Source organism: Massilia polaris, from assembly GCF_012927275.1.
Lineage (GTDB): Bacteria > Pseudomonadota > Gammaproteobacteria > Burkholderiales > Burkholderiaceae_D > Telluria_A > Telluria_A polaris.
Window position 1 is genome coordinate 63986 of record NZ_JABBGG010000010.1, and the last position, 16496, is coordinate 80481.

The 16496-nt window shown below is 66.6% G+C and carries 20 protein-coding genes; 8 read left to right on the forward strand and 12 right to left on the reverse strand.

All coding sequences use genetic code 11. The features are described from left to right. Positions 1–265 precede the first annotated feature (265 nt). On the forward strand, positions 266–754 hold the full coding sequence (locus tag HHL21_RS16940; RefSeq protein ID WP_169468007.1) for a DUF3016 domain-containing protein: 489 nt from the start codon (positions 266–268) through the stop codon (positions 752–754). 48 nt (positions 755–802) lie between these two features. Here the strand turns inward: HHL21_RS16940 and HHL21_RS16945 are convergent, their stop codons facing one another. From HHL21_RS16945 to HHL21_RS17000, 12 genes are all read right to left on the reverse strand, one after another. Then, on the reverse strand, positions 803–1702 hold the full coding sequence (locus HHL21_RS16945) for a hypothetical protein (protein ID WP_169468009.1): 900 nt from the start codon (positions 1700–1702) through the stop codon (positions 803–805). A 23-nt stretch (positions 1703–1725) separates the two neighbouring features. Beyond that, positions 1726–2190, reverse strand: coding sequence for a hypothetical protein (locus tag HHL21_RS16950; protein ID WP_169468011.1), 465 nt, complete (start codon positions 2188–2190; stop codon positions 1726–1728). Between the two features lie 14 nt (positions 2191–2204). After that, positions 2205–2792 carry an RNA polymerase sigma factor gene (locus HHL21_RS16955; RefSeq protein WP_169468013.1) on the reverse strand — a complete coding sequence of 196 codons (588 nt, stop codon included), beginning with the start codon at positions 2790–2792 and terminating at the stop codon, positions 2205–2207. 76 nt (positions 2793–2868) lie between these two features. Next, a complete protein-coding gene (locus tag HHL21_RS16960; protein ID WP_169468015.1) occupies positions 2869–3312 on the reverse strand; it encodes a thioesterase family protein in 444 nt (147 codons plus the stop codon). 31 nt (positions 3313–3343) lie between these two features. Beyond that, positions 3344–4795: a PQQ-dependent sugar dehydrogenase gene (locus HHL21_RS16965; RefSeq protein WP_169468017.1), complete on the reverse strand. Its 1452-nt coding sequence runs from the start codon at positions 4793–4795 to the stop codon at positions 3344–3346. 105 nt (positions 4796–4900) lie between these two features. Continuing rightward, positions 4901–6196: a M20/M25/M40 family metallo-hydrolase gene (locus HHL21_RS16970; protein ID WP_169468019.1), complete on the reverse strand. Its 1296-nt coding sequence runs from the start codon at positions 6194–6196 to the stop codon at positions 4901–4903. A gap of 15 nt (positions 6197–6211) precedes the next feature. Beyond that, complete coding sequence (locus HHL21_RS16975) at positions 6212–7453, reverse strand: MFS transporter (protein ID WP_370659748.1); 1242 nt, start codon at positions 7451–7453, stop codon at positions 6212–6214. Positions 7454–7513: 60 nt separating this feature from the next. Further along, a complete protein-coding gene (locus HHL21_RS16980; RefSeq protein WP_169468021.1) occupies positions 7514–7819 on the reverse strand; it encodes a hypothetical protein in 306 nt (101 codons plus the stop codon). Then, positions 7816–8532: a hypothetical protein gene (locus HHL21_RS16985; RefSeq protein WP_370659749.1), complete on the reverse strand. Its 717-nt coding sequence runs from the start codon at positions 8530–8532 to the stop codon at positions 7816–7818. The genes HHL21_RS16980 and HHL21_RS16985 overlap by 4 nt, the downstream gene beginning before the upstream one ends. Next, the gene (locus HHL21_RS16990; protein WP_169468023.1) at positions 8481–8993 is read right to left on the reverse strand and encodes a DEAD/DEAH box helicase family protein; all 513 of its coding nucleotides are present in this window, start codon (positions 8991–8993) and stop codon (positions 8481–8483) included. The genes HHL21_RS16985 and HHL21_RS16990 overlap by 52 nt, the downstream gene beginning before the upstream one ends. 70 nt (positions 8994–9063) lie before the next feature. Then, positions 9064–9609 carry a peptidoglycan L,D-endopeptidase MepK gene (gene mepK, locus HHL21_RS16995; RefSeq protein ID WP_169468025.1) on the reverse strand — a complete coding sequence of 182 codons (546 nt, stop codon included), beginning with the start codon at positions 9607–9609 and terminating at the stop codon, positions 9064–9066. Positions 9610–9724: 115 nt separating this feature from the next. Then, entirely contained in the window at positions 9725–10165 is a 441-nt protein-coding gene (locus HHL21_RS17000) for a hypothetical protein (RefSeq protein WP_169468027.1), read from the reverse strand. Between the two features lie 137 nt (positions 10166–10302). Between HHL21_RS17000 and HHL21_RS17005 the strand changes: the two genes are divergently transcribed. The 7 genes from HHL21_RS17005 (at position 10303) to HHL21_RS17030 (ending at position 16492) form a co-directional block, all read left to right on the forward strand. Continuing rightward, positions 10303–11928 carry a M28 family metallopeptidase gene (locus HHL21_RS17005; protein ID WP_169468029.1) on the forward strand — a complete coding sequence of 542 codons (1626 nt, stop codon included), beginning with the start codon at positions 10303–10305 and terminating at the stop codon, positions 11926–11928. Positions 11929–12038: 110 nt separating this feature from the next. Beyond that, a complete protein-coding gene (locus HHL21_RS21955) occupies positions 12039–12557 on the forward strand; it encodes an amino acid permease (RefSeq protein ID WP_267874097.1) in 519 nt (172 codons plus the stop codon). Then, the gene (locus HHL21_RS17010; protein WP_267874098.1) at positions 12461–13441 is read left to right on the forward strand and encodes an APC family permease; all 981 of its coding nucleotides are present in this window, start codon (positions 12461–12463) and stop codon (positions 13439–13441) included. The genes HHL21_RS21955 and HHL21_RS17010 overlap by 97 nt, the downstream gene beginning before the upstream one ends. Positions 13442–13482: 41 nt before the next feature. Continuing rightward, positions 13483–14103 (forward strand): SAM-dependent methyltransferase, encoded by a 621-nt coding sequence (locus HHL21_RS17015; protein WP_169468031.1) that lies wholly within the window; start codon positions 13483–13485, stop codon positions 14101–14103. A gap of 168 nt (positions 14104–14271) precedes the next feature. Continuing rightward, on the forward strand, positions 14272–15480 hold the full coding sequence (locus tag HHL21_RS17020; RefSeq protein ID WP_229496526.1) for a serine hydrolase domain-containing protein: 1209 nt from the start codon (positions 14272–14274) through the stop codon (positions 15478–15480). Between the two features lie 160 nt (positions 15481–15640). Then, positions 15641–16255 carry a TorD/DmsD family molecular chaperone gene (locus HHL21_RS17025; protein WP_169468035.1) on the forward strand — a complete coding sequence of 205 codons (615 nt, stop codon included), beginning with the start codon at positions 15641–15643 and terminating at the stop codon, positions 16253–16255. A gap of 18 nt (positions 16256–16273) precedes the next feature. After that, positions 16274–16492 (forward strand): formate dehydrogenase, encoded by a 219-nt coding sequence (locus tag HHL21_RS17030; protein WP_169468037.1) that lies wholly within the window; start codon positions 16274–16276, stop codon positions 16490–16492. Positions 16493–16496: the final 4 nt, after the last annotated feature.

The window sequence follows — 16496 nt, forward strand, 5'->3', positions numbered from 1 at the left end:
TACGGCCGCAACAGGCATTAAACGGCCGACTTTCCCTTCGATTGTAGTATGACCCCACTCTATTAACAACAGGCAATAGTCGTGCTTTATGTAGAATGAGACATTGTTTTGCAGGATTTGCGTCGTTGTATTGACGAGCGGCGCAAAGACGACCGGTACGGCGCATAACATTTCGATACAAAACACGACATTTCGTCGCTAACGGCATGCACTGAAACGGCGTATATTGGGATGAGGAACAAACGAATTTTGAAAGGAAACCAGCATGAAAACCGCGATCAAGGGCCTGGCCCTGGCCAGCCTCGTGCTGATGTCGTCCGGCAGCGCATTCGCCGGCGTCACGGTAAGGTTTGCGCAGCCCCAGAATTATTCGGACCTGCCGTTCGCATCATGGGACCGCAAGCAGGTCCTGGACGACCTGACCGAACACTTCCAGAAGCTGGCGGAAACGCTGCCCCCGGGCGTGGACCTGAACGTCGAGGTGCTCGATATCGACCTGGCCGGCCGCATCCATCACCGCCGCGCGAATGAAATCCGGGTGCTGCGCGGCGGCGCCGACTGGCCGATCATCCACTTGCGCTATTCAGTGACGCAGAATGGCGAGGTGGTCGCCAGTGGCGATGAGCGGCTGCGCGACATGATGTATCTCGACACCCTGCGCAACCGCTATTCGACCGGCGATCCGCTGCGCTACGAGAAGCACATGATCGACGAGTGGTTCAGCAAGAAAATCGCGCCGAAGCGCATCGGCTAGGCGCGGCGTCGATGAAAACCGGGTATCCATCAGGTACCCGGCGTTGTCTTACTTGTTTTCGTCCTTGCGCATTTCCATCCGTACCCGCGCATCCGTGACCGTGTAGTCCGCTGGCACCGCGAACAGCGTCGCTGCCGGCTCTTCACGTTTCAGGTTTTCCAGGCGATAGGTGTTCTCGCCGGTGCGCGGGTCGCTGTGTTTCGTGTACACCGTCACCTGCAGTTCCGGCGAATACCAGGTCTCCTGCGAGACGGCGATCGGATTGCGGTTGCCCAGTTCGCCGGCCGGGATCTCGTAGCTGCGCCTTTTCCCTTCCGCCTTGACGGCGCCAAATTCGCGCGTGCCGAGGTCGCGCGTGACCGCCTTGGACGACCATTCGCGGTCGCCGAACGCGCCGGCGATCGCCGTGCCGAGCCCGAAGCCATGGCCATGCTCTCCGGTGGCGCGCTCGATGCGCTTGACGATGATCGCCTCGCGCCCGGCCGCGTCTGCCGGCAATTTGCCTTCCTTGCGCAGCTGCGCAATGCGTTCGCGTGCTTGCTCGCGCGCCGCCGCCGCCATTTCGCGTGCCGCGCCGATGCGGGTGGCGGTCTTGTCGCGGGGACGCAGCACGTAAGTGACGCCGTCGGCGTCGCGGATCGTGATGTTGCGCACCTCGCCGTCCGGCAAAGCCATTTCGCGGCGCGTGCGGCCGGCGCTGTCGCGGTACACCGTGGTGGTATTGCGCACCGTGATCTGGTTGCCGTCGGGCAGGGATTGCACCTTTTCCGAAATGGCCTGCGCCGAGTACGGCGCGTTTTTGACAATCTTCCCTTCGTGGACCATCAAGGGACTGGCGAGGGCGACGGCGCGGGCGCGCGCCAGCGCCACCGGCGCCGGGGATGGGTTTGCCATCGCCGGCAGGCAGGCGGCCATCAATATTGCGAGTACAAGTTTATTGGTCTTCATGTCATCCTCAATTGGTGGGGTGGTTATTCGGTCGATGTCAGCCGCAGCGCCAGCGGGTCGCCGTCGGCGCTGACCAGCATTTCCGCGAGCACGGTGTCGCCCGCGTTTTCAGGCGTGACCGGCACGCCGAGGCTGGCCAGTTCCATGCGCGGCACCTCGGTTTCGATCATGCGCGGGTTCGGTTCGCTTTCGATGCGTTCGAGCGATTCGAGCGCGATGAAAAAACCGGCTTCGTCGCGTTGGAGCAGTCCGTCGGCCGCGCGAAGCGGCGCTTTGAGGACCACGATGGCGGCCACGGCCAGCATCGCCACAGCACCGGCGCCGGCGAACGCCAGGCGCGGGATACGCTGGTGCCAGCGGGTACGCACATGCTGCCGGGCGAATGCGGCCATCAGTTCTTTCTCGACGCAGCGCGGGGCGTCGATGTCGTCCATCGCGTTGCGCAGGGTGCCGAGTGGGCCGTCGAGGCCGTCGTTGCGGGTATCCATATGTTCTCCAATGCTCAGGCGTTGATGGTGCCGGGGTGGTGCGCGCCCAGCCGTTTAGCGAGCAGGGCGCGGCCGCGCGACAGGCGCGAACGGACCGTCCCGATGTCCACCTGGCAGATCGCGGCGATCTCCTGGTAGGACAGGTCGTGCATTTCATAGAGGATGAGCGCGTCGCGGTAGTGCGGCGCCAGCTGGGCCAGCGCGCGGCGCACGTCGTCAGCCAGTTCGTTGCTCAGCATGCGCGCCAGCGGTTCGGCGTTGCTGTCGCCATCGGCGTCCTCGTCGCCGTCCCCGGTTTCGGGCAGGCTGCCGGTGCGGCCGCGCGCCTGTTCGTGCCTGAGGATCAGCTTGCGCGCCACGCCGAACAGGAAATGCTGGAGCTGGCCGCGCAGCGGGTCGAAGCGCAGGGCGTCGGTTAGCACGCCCATGAAGACTTCCTGTACCACGTCGGCAGCCGTGTCGGGCGAACCGCTGCGCAGCACGGCGAAGCGGTAGAGCGGGCCCTGGTGGCGCCGGTACAGCGCCTGGAAGGCGGCCGCCGTCCCGCTGCGCATCTGGCGCAGCAGTTCGGCGTCGGGGATGGGGGTGGGGGTGGTGGTCATCGTCGTCTTCTTTAACTGTATTCCCGGCTCGCGGCCAAAAAGTTCCAGTTATTTTTACGGCGATGGCGTGGACGGGCTAGTCGATCCAGTTGACCCGGCTGAACTTGTTGCGGAATTCTTCCGGCATGGCGACCACCTGGCTGGTCTTGTAGTTGAAGAAGACAAAGCCGGACTTGGCCATGGCGACCAGCACCTTGTCCCTGGGACGGGTGACCCGGAAGGTGATGTCGCCGCCGTATTTGTTGAAGTCCATGACGCCCACTTCGAACAGCAGCTGGTCGCGCGCGTGCGCTTCGGCGCGGTAGGTGGTGGCCAGGTCGGTGACGATGATGCCGGTGCCGTCGCGCTCGGTCTCGGGCACGCCGAATTCGAACAGGAAGCGCGCGCGTGCCTCGGAAATCATCGAGATCATCGAATCGTTGCCGAGGTGGTTGCCGGCGTTGATGTCGGTGACCCTGACGGTCAGCGGTGTTGTGTAGTAATACTGGTCTTCGGGAAAATCCAGGTGCAGACGGGCCATGTGGGTCTCTTGCAGTTGTGCGGAGTCAATTTTAGCTTGCCGGCGCGGAAGTCCGGATAATTTTATGCACCCGGCCATCCGCGCCGACGATGTACAGTTCGCCGTCGGCGTCGCGGCCGAAGGAAACGACGTTGCCGATGACGGGGATGTTCCAGTCCACCGGCTCGCGCACGCCGTTGCCGGTGCCGGTAGCCTGCAGGCTCTTCAGGTAGCCGCCGCAGAAGTCCGAGTAGAAGTAGCGCCCGGCCAGCTCGGGGATCGCCTGGCCGCGGTAGACGTAGCCGCCGATGATCGAGCAGCCGTTGATGTCGTTGGTGCCGTGGTCGTATTCGTAGGCCGGCAAGGTCAGTGCCGCCTGGTTGCAGGTGGCGGTGCCGAAGCACAAGGTGCCTTCCATCAGGTTCCAGCCGTAGTTCAGCGCCCCCTGCGACAGGGTGGCGAGGTTGACTTCCTCGCGCCGGTCCTGGCCGGCGTCGGCGATGTACAGGCCGCTCGTATCGAAGGCGAAGCGCCACGGGTTGCGCAGGCCGCTGGCCCAGATCTCGGCGCGGCGCCCGGTCTGGTTAATGTAGGGATTGCTCGGCGGGATCACGTAGCGCCGGGCGGCGGTGGCGTTGTTGACGTCCAGCCGCAGCATCTTGCCCAGCAGCGAACCGAGGTTCTGGCCGTTGCGCTGCGGATCGCCGGCGCCGCCGCCGTCGCCGGTGCCCAGGTACAGGAAGCCGTCCGGGCCGAACGCGGCCAGTCCGCCGTAGTGGTTGGTGAAGGCGGCGTGCGGGATGCCGATGATCTGCAGCGCCGAGGTGGCGTTGGCGACGTCGCGGTTAAGCGAGACGGTATAGCGGTCGACGACGATATTGCGGTCGAAGTCGGTGAAATAGACGAAGAACTGGCCGTTGGTGCTGAACTGCGGGTGGAAGGCCATCGACAGCAGGCCGCCTTCGCCCTGCATGTTGATACGCCCGGAGATGTCGAGGAAGGGCTGGGTCAGCATGCGGCCGTCGCGCAGGATGAGGATGCGGCCGCCGCGGTCGACGATGAACAGGCGGTCGTCGCCTTCGGGCGCGGCCACGAAGACGGCATTCTCGACGCGGGCGACCTCGCGCAGGCCGAGCGCCAGCGTGGCTGCAGTGTAGTTGACCGTGACCGTGGTGTTGACGCCGGCGGCAACGGCCACCGTCTGTTGCGCCGGCACAGGGGCGTAGGTGGTGCCGCCGCTGACCACGTTCGATGCGCTGACGGTGTAGTTGCCAGCGACAAGGCCGCTCAGGGTGGTGGTCTGGGTGATGTCGCGCGAATAGCCGGAGGGACCGGTGAGCTTGACCGGGCTGGTGACGCCTGAAGGCAGTCCCGCCAGGGTGACGGCCAGGCTGGCCGTGCCGGCCGGCGGCGGATCGTCCGGATCGCCGCCACCGCCGCCGCATGCGGCCAGCAGGGAAAACGCAAACGACAGCAGGATGAAGCGCACACGATCGATCAGCATCTGGTTCTCCGTAGGGCAGGATGGAAGCTGTGTCCAGCAGCCAGTTTACCGCTTTTTTGGCGGCAGGCGTCGCGGAAATGACGCGGCCTTTGGCCGCGTCGACGGTCAGCGCGTCAAGCGGTAGATAAAGATGGCGGTGCGGATCGCCGCGCGCTCGATCGACGCCAGCTCCAGGTCTTCGGACGGCGAATGGGCGCCGCTGCCGGTAGCGCCGATACCGTCGAGGCTGTCGACGTAGGGCGCCACGAACTGGATGTCGCCGGCGCCGCGCAGGCCGGCCGGCACGGCGGCAATGGCGCCGAGGCCGGCGTCGTCGCTGGCCTGGGAGTACAGTTCAAGCACCTTCAGGTTGCCGGCCGTGACCGCCATCGGCGGGTAGGATTCGTCGAAGGTGATGCTGGCGCTGGTGCCCGGCAGGCTTTGCGCGACGATGGCGCGCATTTTCTCGTGGGCGCGGTCGCGCTGGACCGTGTCGAGGTAGCGCAGGTCGCCCTTGACGGTGACGGCGTTGGCGATCACGTTGGTCTTGCCGAACGCGGTGCCGCGCGAGCCGGTGTCGTCGTAGCCGACCTGGGTGCCGCCGAGAATCACGCCGGGATTGAAGGTCAGGTCCGGCTCGATGACGTGCTGGCGGAAGCCATCGAGGATGCGCGCGGCCTCGTAGACTGCGCCGTAGCCGGCGCGCTCGCTGAAGATGCCCGACGAATGCCCTTGTTTGCCGTGCACTTCGAGTGCGAAGCCGGACGATGAACGGCGCCCGACGGTGGCGGTGGCGCGCCCTTCCTTGTCGAGCACGGTACCCTCGAAGGCCAGCGCGATATCGCTCCTTTTCGCCAGCGCAATCATGTCGGCGCGCGAGACGTCCTTCGGATCGCCCGCATCTTCTTCGTCGCCGGTGAACATGACGGCGATATTCGTGTTGTCGAGCGCGCCGGCCTTGTGCAGGGCGCGCAAGGCCTCGATGACGACGACGTTGCCGCCCTTCATATCGGACACGCCCTGGCCGCTGACCCGGTCGCCGTTGAGCTGCCACTTCTGCACCGGGCTGTCGGGCTCGAAGACGGTGTCGAGGTGGCCGAGCAGCAGCAGGCGCTTGCCCTGGCTGCCTTCACGCGTGGCGACCAGGTGGCCGGCGCGCTGCATCGCGGCCGGCATGTCGATCCAGCGCGTCTTGAAGCCCAACTGGTCGAGCTCGGTGCGGAACACCTTGCCCACGGCGCGCACGCCGGCATGGTTCATGGTGCCGCTGTTGATGTTGACGCTGCGTTCGAGCAGGCCCAGCGCCGCGGCCGAGCGCGCCCGGACTTCGGCGACGATGCGCTCCTCGACCGGCGACAGCTGCTGGGCGCACGCGGTGCTGGCGGAAAGAAAGGTAATCAGGGCAAGGGCGCAGCGTTTCATGGGCGGGGTTTCCATTCAGGTCGGGCTGGGAACATCGTGGGCGAGGTGGGGCGTGGTGCGGACCGCCATCAGGTAGCACATCAGTGACGCGACGGCGAAGGCAAACAGCACGCTGAACAATAATACGGGCGAGGGGTTGTGCTGGATGAGGGCAGCCACCGCCAGCGGCCCGGCGGCTTTCGACAGCATCGACGGGCCCGCCATCGCGCCGGAGATCGCGCCGTAGTTCCTGCTGCCGAACATGGCCTGCGGAACGGTGCCGCGCACGATGGTCAGGATACCGTTGGATAAGCCGTACAAGGTGCAGAACAAGGCCATCGCCCATTGCCGGGTCCCGAAGAACAGCAAGGCCAGCAGGGCCGCGGGCAGCAGCGCAAAGGTGATCTTGCCGACGGTCTGCGGCATCAGGCCGCGCCCGATCGTCATTTCGCCGATCCGCCCGGCCACCTGCATCGGCCCGATCAGCGCCGCCATGAAGACGACGGTGGCGATCGGGTGGCCGAAGTGCTGCAGGATCGGGATCAGGTGCACCGACAGGGCCGAGAAAATGAAGCTGTTGGCCGAAAACGCGAAGGCCAGCGTCCAGAACGCCGGGTGGCGCAGCGCTTCCTTCAACGTGAAGTCGGCGCGCGCGCCCGGCGTGCGGACGGCTTGCGCGTGGCGTGGCGCGCTGCCGCTCAGCATCAGGTGCAGCGGCAGGCACACGCACAGCTGGAGCGCGGCGTACCACAGGTAGGTCTCGCGCCAGCCGATCAGGGTATTGAGCTTGAGCGTCAGCGGCCAGAACACGGTGCTGGCAAAGCCGCCGAACAGGGTCAGGGTGGAAATGGCCTTGCGCGCGGACAGTCCGTATTGGTGGTTGATGGCGGCGAAGGCCGCTTCATACAAGGTTGCCGCCATCGACATCCCGAGCATGGTCCACGCCAGGTAGTAGGTCGGCACGTCGCGCGCCTGGCTGAGGACGATGAAGCCGAGGCCGCAGGCCAGCGACCCGGCCCCCATCACGAAGCGGCCCCCGAACCGGTCGAGCAGCATGCCGACCGGCGCCGACACCAGCCCGCCGACCAGCAGGCACCACGAGAAAGCGCCGAACACGAGCTCGGCACGCCAGCCGAGTTCGCGCTGGATATCGCCGGCGAGAATCGCGAACGCGTAGTACAAGGTGCCCCAGGCAATGACCTGGGTGACTGCGAGGATGGGAATCGTATTGCGGGCGGGCGCGGCGTTATTCATGTCTTCACGGGTTGGCGCTTGCACTCGCACCTATCGTGAAAGAATAACATGCTTAGGAGAAATTGCCGGGATGGGGCCTGGCACTCAGGGATCGCGCCGGCGCGTCTTCCTGACCACGCCGTCGGGGCCGACCAGCACCACGAACTCGGTGTAGCGATCGGCACCGGCCGGCGACAGGTAGAGCCAGGCTTCGTAGCCGCTGTCGAACACGATGGCTTTGGTGTTGCCGAGGGCCGCAAGCAGTTCGGCCCGGGTGGTGACGCCGGCAATGACCGCCTGCGAAAAACGGGCCGGGGCGACCACCGTGCCGGGAGGCGGCGGGGCGCTGGCGCAGGCGCCCAGCAGCACGGCGCACAGCACCGGCAGCAGGCGGACGCACTGGGTAGTCATGGCGGCGCTCCCGCCGGTTCTTCCATGTACGCGAATTCGACCATGGTGTCGTCGGGCCAGGACTTGTCCCAGAGCGGCGCGTAGTAGCTGCGGTCGAGCAGCACCTGGCAGTCGCAGAAGGGCAGCGATTCCCGTGTTTCATTGCCGCCCGCGTACAGCAGCTTGAACGGCAGCACTTCGCTGCGGGCGCCGTGGCGCAAGGTGACGCTGAACACCGGCCTCCCGGCAAAGAACAGATAGTTGCCGTCCTCCGAGGAACATACCTGCTCGGTGTCGGTCAGCGCATTGGTCAGCCAGGCGAACATCGGCGACGTATTCGAGATCAGGCCGGAGTCCATGCCGACCCGGCATTCGAGGCGCAGGTCGCCAAGGCGGCGCGTGCCTTCCGGCAGGCCGGGGGTCTGGACCCAGGCGCGCCAGGTCATGCTGGTCGACTTGCGGTTGGCGACGACCGCCGCGTCTTCGCGCAGCGCCTGTTCATTGCGTTCCAGGATAAAGCTGTTGTCGGGGGCAAGTTTTACCGGCAAGGTGATGTTGTCGCCCGCGACGCGCAAGCTGATGTCGTCCATTTTGGCATTCGGCAGGCGCGGCAGCAGGCGGAAGCGCAAGGTGGCGGCAGGCGCGTAGCCGCGGTCGCGGACGAACCGGTCCATGCCCCTGATCATCTTGCGGTAGGACTTGTCGACCGGGTCGCGCACGTACGGGACGTGCACGGTTGCGATGGGTCCTGCCTGCGCCTTGCCATCCCGGGCCGCGAACGCGGGCAGGCCGCTGCTCCACGCGAGCGCGGCAACGGCGGCGGCAGGGAGCAAGTGTTTAAACATTTGCCAAGTGTACGGCGTTCGCGCCTGTGCCCGGCGCACAGCTGCGGGGTGGGCTGGTCAGGCGTGCAGGGGCTGCCCGGCCAGGTCTGGTCCGGCAGGCCGTTCGCCATGAACAGCGGCAGCATGTGGTTGGCGTCGATGGGGATGTAGTTGTGCGCGGTGTCGCCGCCGAGCAGGCCGCGCTGGGCCAGCGTGTTTTCCAGCTGGTCGAGGTGATTGCGCGCGGCGATCACGATGCCTTTATCGCCGCCGGACAGGGCTGCGCCGATAAAATCGGCCAGCCCGGCAATGAGGAAACGTTCGTTCTCGTAGAACTGGACAAGGTGGGCCTGCGGCCCATGGCTGTGCATTGCCTACACCCGGTGTGGTTAGCAAAGACCATTAGACCCAGGTCCGGGGGCCAAGTTCAGCCCCCGATTGCTACCAGGTACGGACCCGGCCTGTGTCCATGTGCACGAATTGCGAGCTCGGATAGTAGCCGACGCCACCGCCACGCACGGCCAGTGCCGCCTTGTGCAGCTGCGCCAGGTCGCGGCCCGGCATGCGGATGTCGATCGCCTTGCCTTCCAGGTGCATGCTGTGCCTGGCCACGCCGCCGCTGGCCGCTGCCAGCTTGCGGTTGGTCTCGGGCGAACGGTAGCCGGAAATGACGTGCAGCACATCGGTACCGCCGAATTTGTCCGACACACGGTCGAGCAGCATCAGCAGCTGCGGATCGATCTGCGAAATGGTGTTGCTGCGGTGATCGCGCAACAGCTTGTTGATGTCCTTCAGCGCGTCGGGCACGTACTGGCCTTCGGCCCAGAAAATGCTGCGCAGGCTTTCACCGGTGTGCGTGTTGTACAAGCGCACGGTGCGCTCGACTGGCTCGACTTTGGTGGTTTGGGTGGCGCGGGCAAAAGCCGGGACGCTGAGGGCAGACGCCAGGACGACTGAGCTTTTAAGGAATGAGCGGCGTTGGTTCATGGTGATCCTCCTCCATGTTCACAGACCTTCCATCATACACGGACGAGAGCGAAATCGTGCATGCAACCGTGTGCATGCACGCCGCCAACTGTGGCGGGCTTGCCGGCCTTGCAAGCTATTCGACGCTGACGCCGGCCCCTCCCTTGTTGAGCACGCAACGGCTGGCCACGCAGGACGCGCCCGGGTCGCTTTCCATCATGCAATTGGACAGCATCCCGCTACGTTCGTTTTCAGCCTTGCGGGCCGCCGCGTACTGCTCACCCAGGGCCATCAGGCGCTTGCTGTCGCCCGATTTGGTCGAATAGGCTGCATAGCCCTCGGGACCGCCACAGGATTTGTGTCCGACAGGCATGGTGCGGCACTGGCCGCCGTTGTCGCAGGCGGCGCTGCCAATTTCTGCCTGGATCTTTTGCCACAATCCCTGGTGCATCTGGCCGGCCGGGGCCGCTGCCGCGGGCGAGTCGCCGTTAGCGGAAACGCCACTGCAGGCCGCCAGGCCGAACAGCAGGGCAAGCGCGCCGAATCGCACGGCGCCGAATCGAGTCGTATTTTTCATGCCGCCTATCTTCTACCGTCAATACTAAAATGGCAAGCGCCGCACGTTTGCCGATACGTTGCGATGCAGCACCATCGACTCCGGGCTTCTGCTAGAGTGAGGCTCCGATCCACACCCGAATCCCCGAGGAAATACCCGTGCTAAAACACCGACTGATCCTTGCCGGCGGCATGCTGGCGCTGGCCGCCAGTTGCAGCGCCGGCGCCGCAGCCGTTGCCGACAAGAACATGATCCGCGCCCACCTGAGCTTCCTGGCCGATGACCTGCTCGAGGGCCGCGAGACCGGCAGCCGCGGCTACGACATCGCGGCCCGCTATGTGGCGTCGCAATTCCTCCAGTACGGCGTCAAGCCGAAGGGCGACAAGGATGGCTACCTGCAGCACGTGCCGCTGCGCGCGACGCACCTGGTGCAGGAGTCGCCGGTGGTCGAGCTGCGCACGGCGCGCGGCACCGAGACGCTGGCCTGGCTCGACGATTACGCGGTCAGCGGCAGCCTGCTGGAAGACCAGTCGGAGGTGACGGCGCCGCTGGTGTTCGTCGGCTACGGCATCCAGGCAGCTCGCCTCGGCCATAACGATTACGCCAACATCGATGTCAAGGGCAAGATTGTGGTGGTGCTGGCCGGCAAGCCGGGCAGTTTCCCGACCGAAGAGGGCGCCCACTTCGCCAGCGGCGACCACAAGCGCGGCCTGGCGGTGCAGCATGGGGCGGTCGGCATGGTCACCCTGCAGACCCCGGTGGCCGAAAAAGCCGCGCCGTTCTCGAAGAACAAGGACTACCGCCACATCCCGGCGATGAGCTGGGTGCAGGCCGACGGCACGCCGGCGCGCGAAGTGGCGAGCATGCAGAACCGGGTCAGCCTCAGCATTCCCGCATCGAAGAAACTGTTCTCGCAGGTCGACCTGCGGCTCGACGATATCTATGCGCTGGCCACCGCCAACCGGCCGGTCCCGCACCTGGACCTGAACATGTCGATGCGCATGTTTAAGAAGAGCCTGCGCTCCGAGGTCAGCAGCAGCAACGTGGCCGGCATGATCGAGGGCAGCGACCCGGTGCTTAAGAACGAGTACGTGGTGTTCACCGCCCACCTCGACCACCTCGGGCAGGTCAAGGAACGCAGCGGCGACAATATTTTCAACGGCGCCATGGACAACAGCACCGGCGTGGCGACGCTGATCGAAGCTGCGCGCCTGTTCACCGCATCGGGCGTGCAGCCGAAACGCTCGATCCTGTTCGTCGCCGTCACCGGCGAGGAAAAGGGATTGCTGGGGGCCGACTACTTTGCCACCAACCCGACCGTGCCGCGCGGCTCGATCGTCGCCAATGTCAACCTCGACATGCCGCTGCTTGTATACGACTTCAATAATGTGATGGCGTTCGGCGCCGAGCACTCGACCCTGAAGGGCACCGCCACGCGCGCGCTGAAGAAGATGGGCATGGACCTGATTCCCGACCCGTGGCCGGAGATGGGCCTGTTCACCCGTTCCGACCACTACATGTTCGTGCGCCAGGGGATCCCGTCGATCTTCCTCGCCACCGGCATGGGCTCGGCGCGCAAGGACGAGAATCCGGGCAAGCTGTGGAACGAGTTCCTGACCAAACGCTACCACCAGCCGAACGACGACCTGACCCAGCCGATCAACTACGACGCCGCCGCGCGTTTCGCCCAGCTCAATTACAACATTGCGCGCGAGATCGCCGATGCGCCGGTGCGCCCGGCCTGGAACAAGGACGACTTCTTCGGAGATACGTTCTCGAAATAAGCGGTCCGCGCAGGCATCGTTGAGATGCCTCAAGCGCGGCACCGAATGCCAAAACGGAGCGAGCGCAGGTCCGTCCTACCTGGACCCCGACTTTTGCGCTGTGCTTCCCAATGGCCAGAATGCCCCCCGATCCGCAAGCTGACATCCAGCCCGGCGGCGCCGCGCCGCGCGCGGTGATCGGGCTGGCCGAGGCCGTCGCGCTGATCATCGGCGTGGTCATCGGCGCCGGCATCTTCAAGGCGCCCTCGCTGGTCGCGGGCCTGACCGGCCAGGCCGGCTGGATGTTCGCCGCCTGGGCGCTGGGCGGGCTGATGTCGGTGGCCGGCGCGCTCTGCTACGCCGAACTGAGCACCGCGTACGCGCACGTCGGCGGCGACTATCATTTCCTGCACCGGGCCTACGGGCGCCAGGTGTCCTTCCTGTTTGCCTGGGCCCGCTTTTCGGTCATCGCCACCGGCTCGATCGCGCTGCTCGGCTTCGTGTTCGGCGACTACATGCAGCGCGTGCTGCCGCTGGGCGACCCTGGCGCGCCATGGGGGCGGCGGCGTATGCGGCGCTGGCCATCATCGCGCTGTCGTGGCTCAACATTCGCAGCGTCAGGACGGGCACCTTCGCCCAGGCCTGGCTGACCACGATCGAGGTCAGCGGGCTGGCGCTGATCGTGTTCGCGGCGCTGTTCCTGGTCGCCGGCGGCGGCGCGCCGCCCGCAGAGACCGCGGCGGCCGCCACCCCGGCCTGGCCGGCGTCGTTCGGCCTGGCGATGGTGTTCGTGCTGCTGACCTACGGCGGCTGGAACGAAGCGGCCTGCCTGAGCGCCGAACTGCTGGACGTGCGCCGCAACATGGTGCGCGCGCTGGTGCTGTCGCTGCTCATCATCACCGCGCTGTACCTGCTGGTGACCTGGGCCTGCTGGAAGGGCCTTGGCATGGCCGCGATGAGCCGTTCCGACGCCGTCGCCGCCGACCTGCTGCGGGCGGCGTTCGGCGCGCCCGGCGCCGCCACCATCTCGCTGGTCATCGCCATCGCCGCGCTGACCTCGATCAACGCCACCATCATCGTCGGCGCCCGCTGCAGCTACGCGGCCGGGCGCGACTGGCCGGTGCTGCGCCGCCTCGCCGTGTGGGACGCGCGCCGCGGCACCCCCGCCAACGCGCTGCGGGCCCAGTGCGCCGCCGCGCTGCTGCTGGTGCTGGCAGGCGCCTGGAGCGGCAGCGGCTTCAAGTCGATGGTCGAATTCACCGCACCCGTGTTCTGGCTGTTCTTCCTGCTGGCCGGCCTGTGGCTGTTCGTGCTGCGGGTGCGCGAGCCGGCCACGGCGCGGCCGTTCCGCGTGCCGCTGTTCCCGTTGGTGCCGCTGGCGTTCTGTGCGATGTGCGCCTACATGCTCTGGTCGCGCCTGTCGTATGTTTACAGCCAGTCGCTGGGCGGCTGGAACGCGGCATGGGTCGGCGTCGCCGTGCTGGCGCTGGGCTGCGTACTGCTCCATTTTGCCGGCCGCAGCAGGGCGGCGTGACACTTTCCCTTTAATTTTGTAGACTTTCTTAAGGAGCCGCCATGAGATCCCCACATCGCACCGACCGTCCCTCCGGCTTGCTTGCCCGGCTGGCGCTGATCGCCATGCTGGCCAGTGGCGCCGCCGCGCAGGCCTGGGCCCAGTCGCCGCGCCTGGACGTTCCTTTCGTGCCGACGCCCCAGCCGGTGGTCGACCGCATGCTCGACCTGGCCAAGGTCAGGCCCGACGACCTGATCTACGACCTCGGCAGCGGCGACGGCCGCATCGTCATCACGGCGGCCAAGCGCTACGGCGCGCGCGGCATCGGCATCGACCTCGACCCGCGACGCATCCGCGAAGCGCGCGACAACGCGCGCGAGGCCGGCGTCGAAGGCAAGGTCCAGTTCGTCAACGGCGACCTGTTCAAGACTGACCTGTCGAACGCCAGCGTGGTGACGCTGTATTTGCTCAACAGCGTCAACCGCGACCTGCGGCCCCAGTTGTGGAAGCAGCTCAAGGTCGGCACGCGGGTGGTGTCGCATGCCTTCGACATGGGCGACGAGTGGCCGCCGGAGCGGGTCGATGAGGTCGAGGGCCGCACCATTTATTACTGGACCATCAGCGAGGCGAACAAGCGCGCGGCGCAGCGCAGCGCGGGCGCGGACGGCCGGTCGCGGCGCTGAGCTGAGCAAAGCGGCCAGGCACGGCACCTAGGCTGGCGCCGCGCCGCCGGCCTTGACCTGGCGGCGCGACCTATCTATGCTTTTCGGGTACCGCCGTGTTCGTCCACCGGAGCCGGCAATTGTTAAACCTGCCAATCTTCGACTGGACCTGCCGATGCCGACCTGCCAATGAGGGTGCTCCTCCGTGCCATTGCCATGACTGCCAGCGCGTGTATTGTCCTTAGCACTGCCGGTTGCGCCGTGCTCGCGCCGCGCACCGCCCCGCTCGACGCCGCGCGCTTCGCGCAGATCGACCATGCGATCGACAGCGTGATCGGCGAACGGCGCATGCCGGGCGCGGTCTTCCACCTGGAACGCGCCGGCATGGCCTACCAGAAGGCGTTCGGCAGCTACAGTTATGAGGAGGGCGCGGCGGCGGTCACGCCAGCCACCGTGTTCGATGCGGCCTCGCTGACCAAGATCGTCGCCACGGCGCCGTCGGTGCTGCTGCTGGCCGAGGACGGGCGCATCGCGCTCGACGCCCCGCTGGTGCGCTACCTGCCCGAATGCGCGGGCCAGGGTCGCGACCCGATCACCGTGCGCCACCTGCTGACGCATACCTCGGGCCTGCCGGCCGGCTTGCCGGCCATGCCGGCGTGGCAGGGCCTGGCGCGCGCGCTCGAACTGGCCTGCAGCCGCACCCCGACCGATGCGCCCGGCAGCGCTTTCCGCTATTCGGACGTGAACTACATCCTGCTTGGCGAACTGGTGCGGCGCGTTTCGGGCACGCCGCTCGACCGCTTTGCGCGGGAGCGCATCTTTACGCCGCTGGCCATGCGCGACAGCGGCTTCGTGCCGCTGGCGGCGTTCGATGCGGTCCGCATCGCGCCGACCCAGCGCCTGCCGGGCGACGGCCTGCGCCTCCTGCAGGGCGAGGTGCACGACCCGACCGCGCGCCGCATGGAGGGCGTGGCTGGCTCGGCCGGGCTGTTCACCACCGCACACGACCTGGCCCGCTTCGCCCGCATGCTGCTGGCCGGCGGCGAGCTCGATGGCGTGCGGGTGCTGTCGCGCGACAGCGTGCGCCTGATGACGACCGCGCAGACCGGCCCGGGCATCGTGGCGCTGCGCGGCATGGGCATGGACATCGACTCGCCGTTCGCGCGCCCGCGCGGCAAGCTGTTCCCGGTCGGCAGCTACGGCCATACCGGCTTCACTGGCTGCATCCTGTGGATCGACCCGGCCTCGGGCACCTTCTATGTGCTGCTGTCGAACCGGGTCTATCCTGACGACCAGAACAACATCCTCGACCTGTACACCCGGCTCGGGACGCTCTCCGCCAAGGCGGTCGCCGGCTTCGATTTCGCCGCGCTGCACAAGACAAACCCCGGCAAATAGGTACCGCCTGGCGTGTGGAAAATTCTACCCTGCACGGCAATCGTGCGGGGTAGACAAGATATACATACCGGCTTAGACTCGGCTGTGTCCATAACGGCAAGGGGGTCATGTGAGGCAGCCGCCAATAGCAGGGCAGCTCGAAACAGGCACAAGCGTTGGCATGGCGGCCGAGCCTGAAGAACAGGCCAGGGCCGACATGTACGCGCTGCTCGCCCGCCTGCTGCATGCTGCCCCCGACGCGACGCTGCTTTCGACCCTGGCTCGCGCCGACGCCATCGTGGGCCAGTCCGGCCACCCGCTCGACCGCGCGTGGGAACGGCTGGTGCTTGGCGCCAGCGTCGTGGACGAGGCTTCCGTGGCCGCAGAATTCAACGCGCTGTTCATCAGCGTCGGCACGCCCAAGATCAATCCCTACGCTTCGCTGTACCTGACCGGCTTCATCAACGAGAAGCCGCTGGTCGCCTTGCGCGACGACCTCGCCCGCCTCGGACTGGGGCGCGCGCCCGGACAGCGCGAGATGGAAGACCACCTCGGCGCCTTGTGCGAAGCGATGCGCCTGATGGTCGTGGGAGCGTCGGACGCCGCCGCTCAGCCGCTGGCACACCAGCAGCAATTTTTCCATACCCACATCGCGCCATGGTACCTGCGCTGCCTGCACGACATCCGCTCGGCCCCGGAGGCGAATTTCTACCGCCTGGTGGCCGATTTTGCACAAGCATTTTTCGACCTGGAGGCGCAAGCCTTCGCCCTCGACGACGCATGCGAGGCCGCCTGAGCGGCTGACGGAGCACACATGGACAAGCATGACACCGACACCCCCGACGAATCCCGGCGCTCCTTCCTCAAGGCGGCCAGGGGGGCTGGCGCGCTCGGTGTGCTGGCGGCCGCCGCCGCAAGCGGGGCGGCCGAGGCGGCCCCGCAGCCGGAGCAAACCCCGGCCGCACCGGACGCCAGGGGCTACCGCGTAACCGAACACATCCAGAAGTACTACCGTACCGCCCGCTACTGGTAAGGCG

Excerpts from the sequence above, each read along its gene's own strand:
- HHL21_RS17025 (WP_169468035.1), top strand. The coding sequence starts at position 15,641 with ATGGCGGCCGAGCCTGAAGAACAGGCCAGGGCCGACATGTACGCGCTG.
- mepK (WP_169468025.1), bottom strand. The coding sequence starts at position 9,609 with ATGAACCAACGCCGCTCATTCCTTAAAAGCTCAGTCGTCCTGGCGTCT.
- HHL21_RS16990 (WP_169468023.1), bottom strand. The coding sequence starts at position 8,993 with ATGCACAGCCATGGGCCGCAGGCCCACCTTGTCCAGTTCTACGAGAAC.
- HHL21_RS16965 (WP_169468017.1), bottom strand. The coding sequence starts at position 4,795 with ATGCTGATCGATCGTGTGCGCTTCATCCTGCTGTCGTTTGCGTTTTCC.
- HHL21_RS17030 (WP_169468037.1), top strand. The coding sequence starts at position 16,274 with ATGGACAAGCATGACACCGACACCCCCGACGAATCCCGGCGCTCCTTC.
- HHL21_RS16940 (WP_169468007.1), top strand. The coding sequence starts at position 266 with ATGAAAACCGCGATCAAGGGCCTGGCCCTGGCCAGCCTCGTGCTGATG.
- HHL21_RS16980 (WP_169468021.1), bottom strand. The coding sequence starts at position 7,819 with ATGACTACCCAGTGCGTCCGCCTGCTGCCGGTGCTGTGCGCCGTGCTG.
- HHL21_RS17000 (WP_169468027.1), bottom strand. The coding sequence starts at position 10,165 with ATGAAAAATACGACTCGATTCGGCGCCGTGCGATTCGGCGCGCTTGCC.
- HHL21_RS16950 (WP_169468011.1), bottom strand. The coding sequence starts at position 2,190 with ATGGATACCCGCAACGACGGCCTCGACGGCCCACTCGGCACCCTGCGC.
- HHL21_RS21955 (WP_267874097.1), top strand. The coding sequence starts at position 12,039 with ATGGCCAGAATGCCCCCCGATCCGCAAGCTGACATCCAGCCCGGCGGC.
- HHL21_RS16945 (WP_169468009.1), bottom strand. The coding sequence starts at position 1,702 with ATGAAGACCAATAAACTTGTACTCGCAATATTGATGGCCGCCTGCCTG.
- HHL21_RS16970 (WP_169468019.1), bottom strand. The coding sequence starts at position 6,196 with ATGAAACGCTGCGCCCTTGCCCTGATTACCTTTCTTTCCGCCAGCACC.
- HHL21_RS16960 (WP_169468015.1), bottom strand. The coding sequence starts at position 3,312 with ATGGCCCGTCTGCACCTGGATTTTCCCGAAGACCAGTATTACTACACA.
- HHL21_RS17015 (WP_169468031.1), top strand. The coding sequence starts at position 13,483 with ATGAGATCCCCACATCGCACCGACCGTCCCTCCGGCTTGCTTGCCCGG.
- HHL21_RS17020 (WP_229496526.1), top strand. The coding sequence starts at position 14,272 with ATGAGGGTGCTCCTCCGTGCCATTGCCATGACTGCCAGCGCGTGTATT.
- HHL21_RS17010 (WP_267874098.1), top strand. The coding sequence starts at position 12,461 with ATGGGGGCGGCGGCGTATGCGGCGCTGGCCATCATCGCGCTGTCGTGG.
- HHL21_RS16955 (WP_169468013.1), bottom strand. The coding sequence starts at position 2,792 with ATGACCACCACCCCCACCCCCATCCCCGACGCCGAACTGCTGCGCCAG.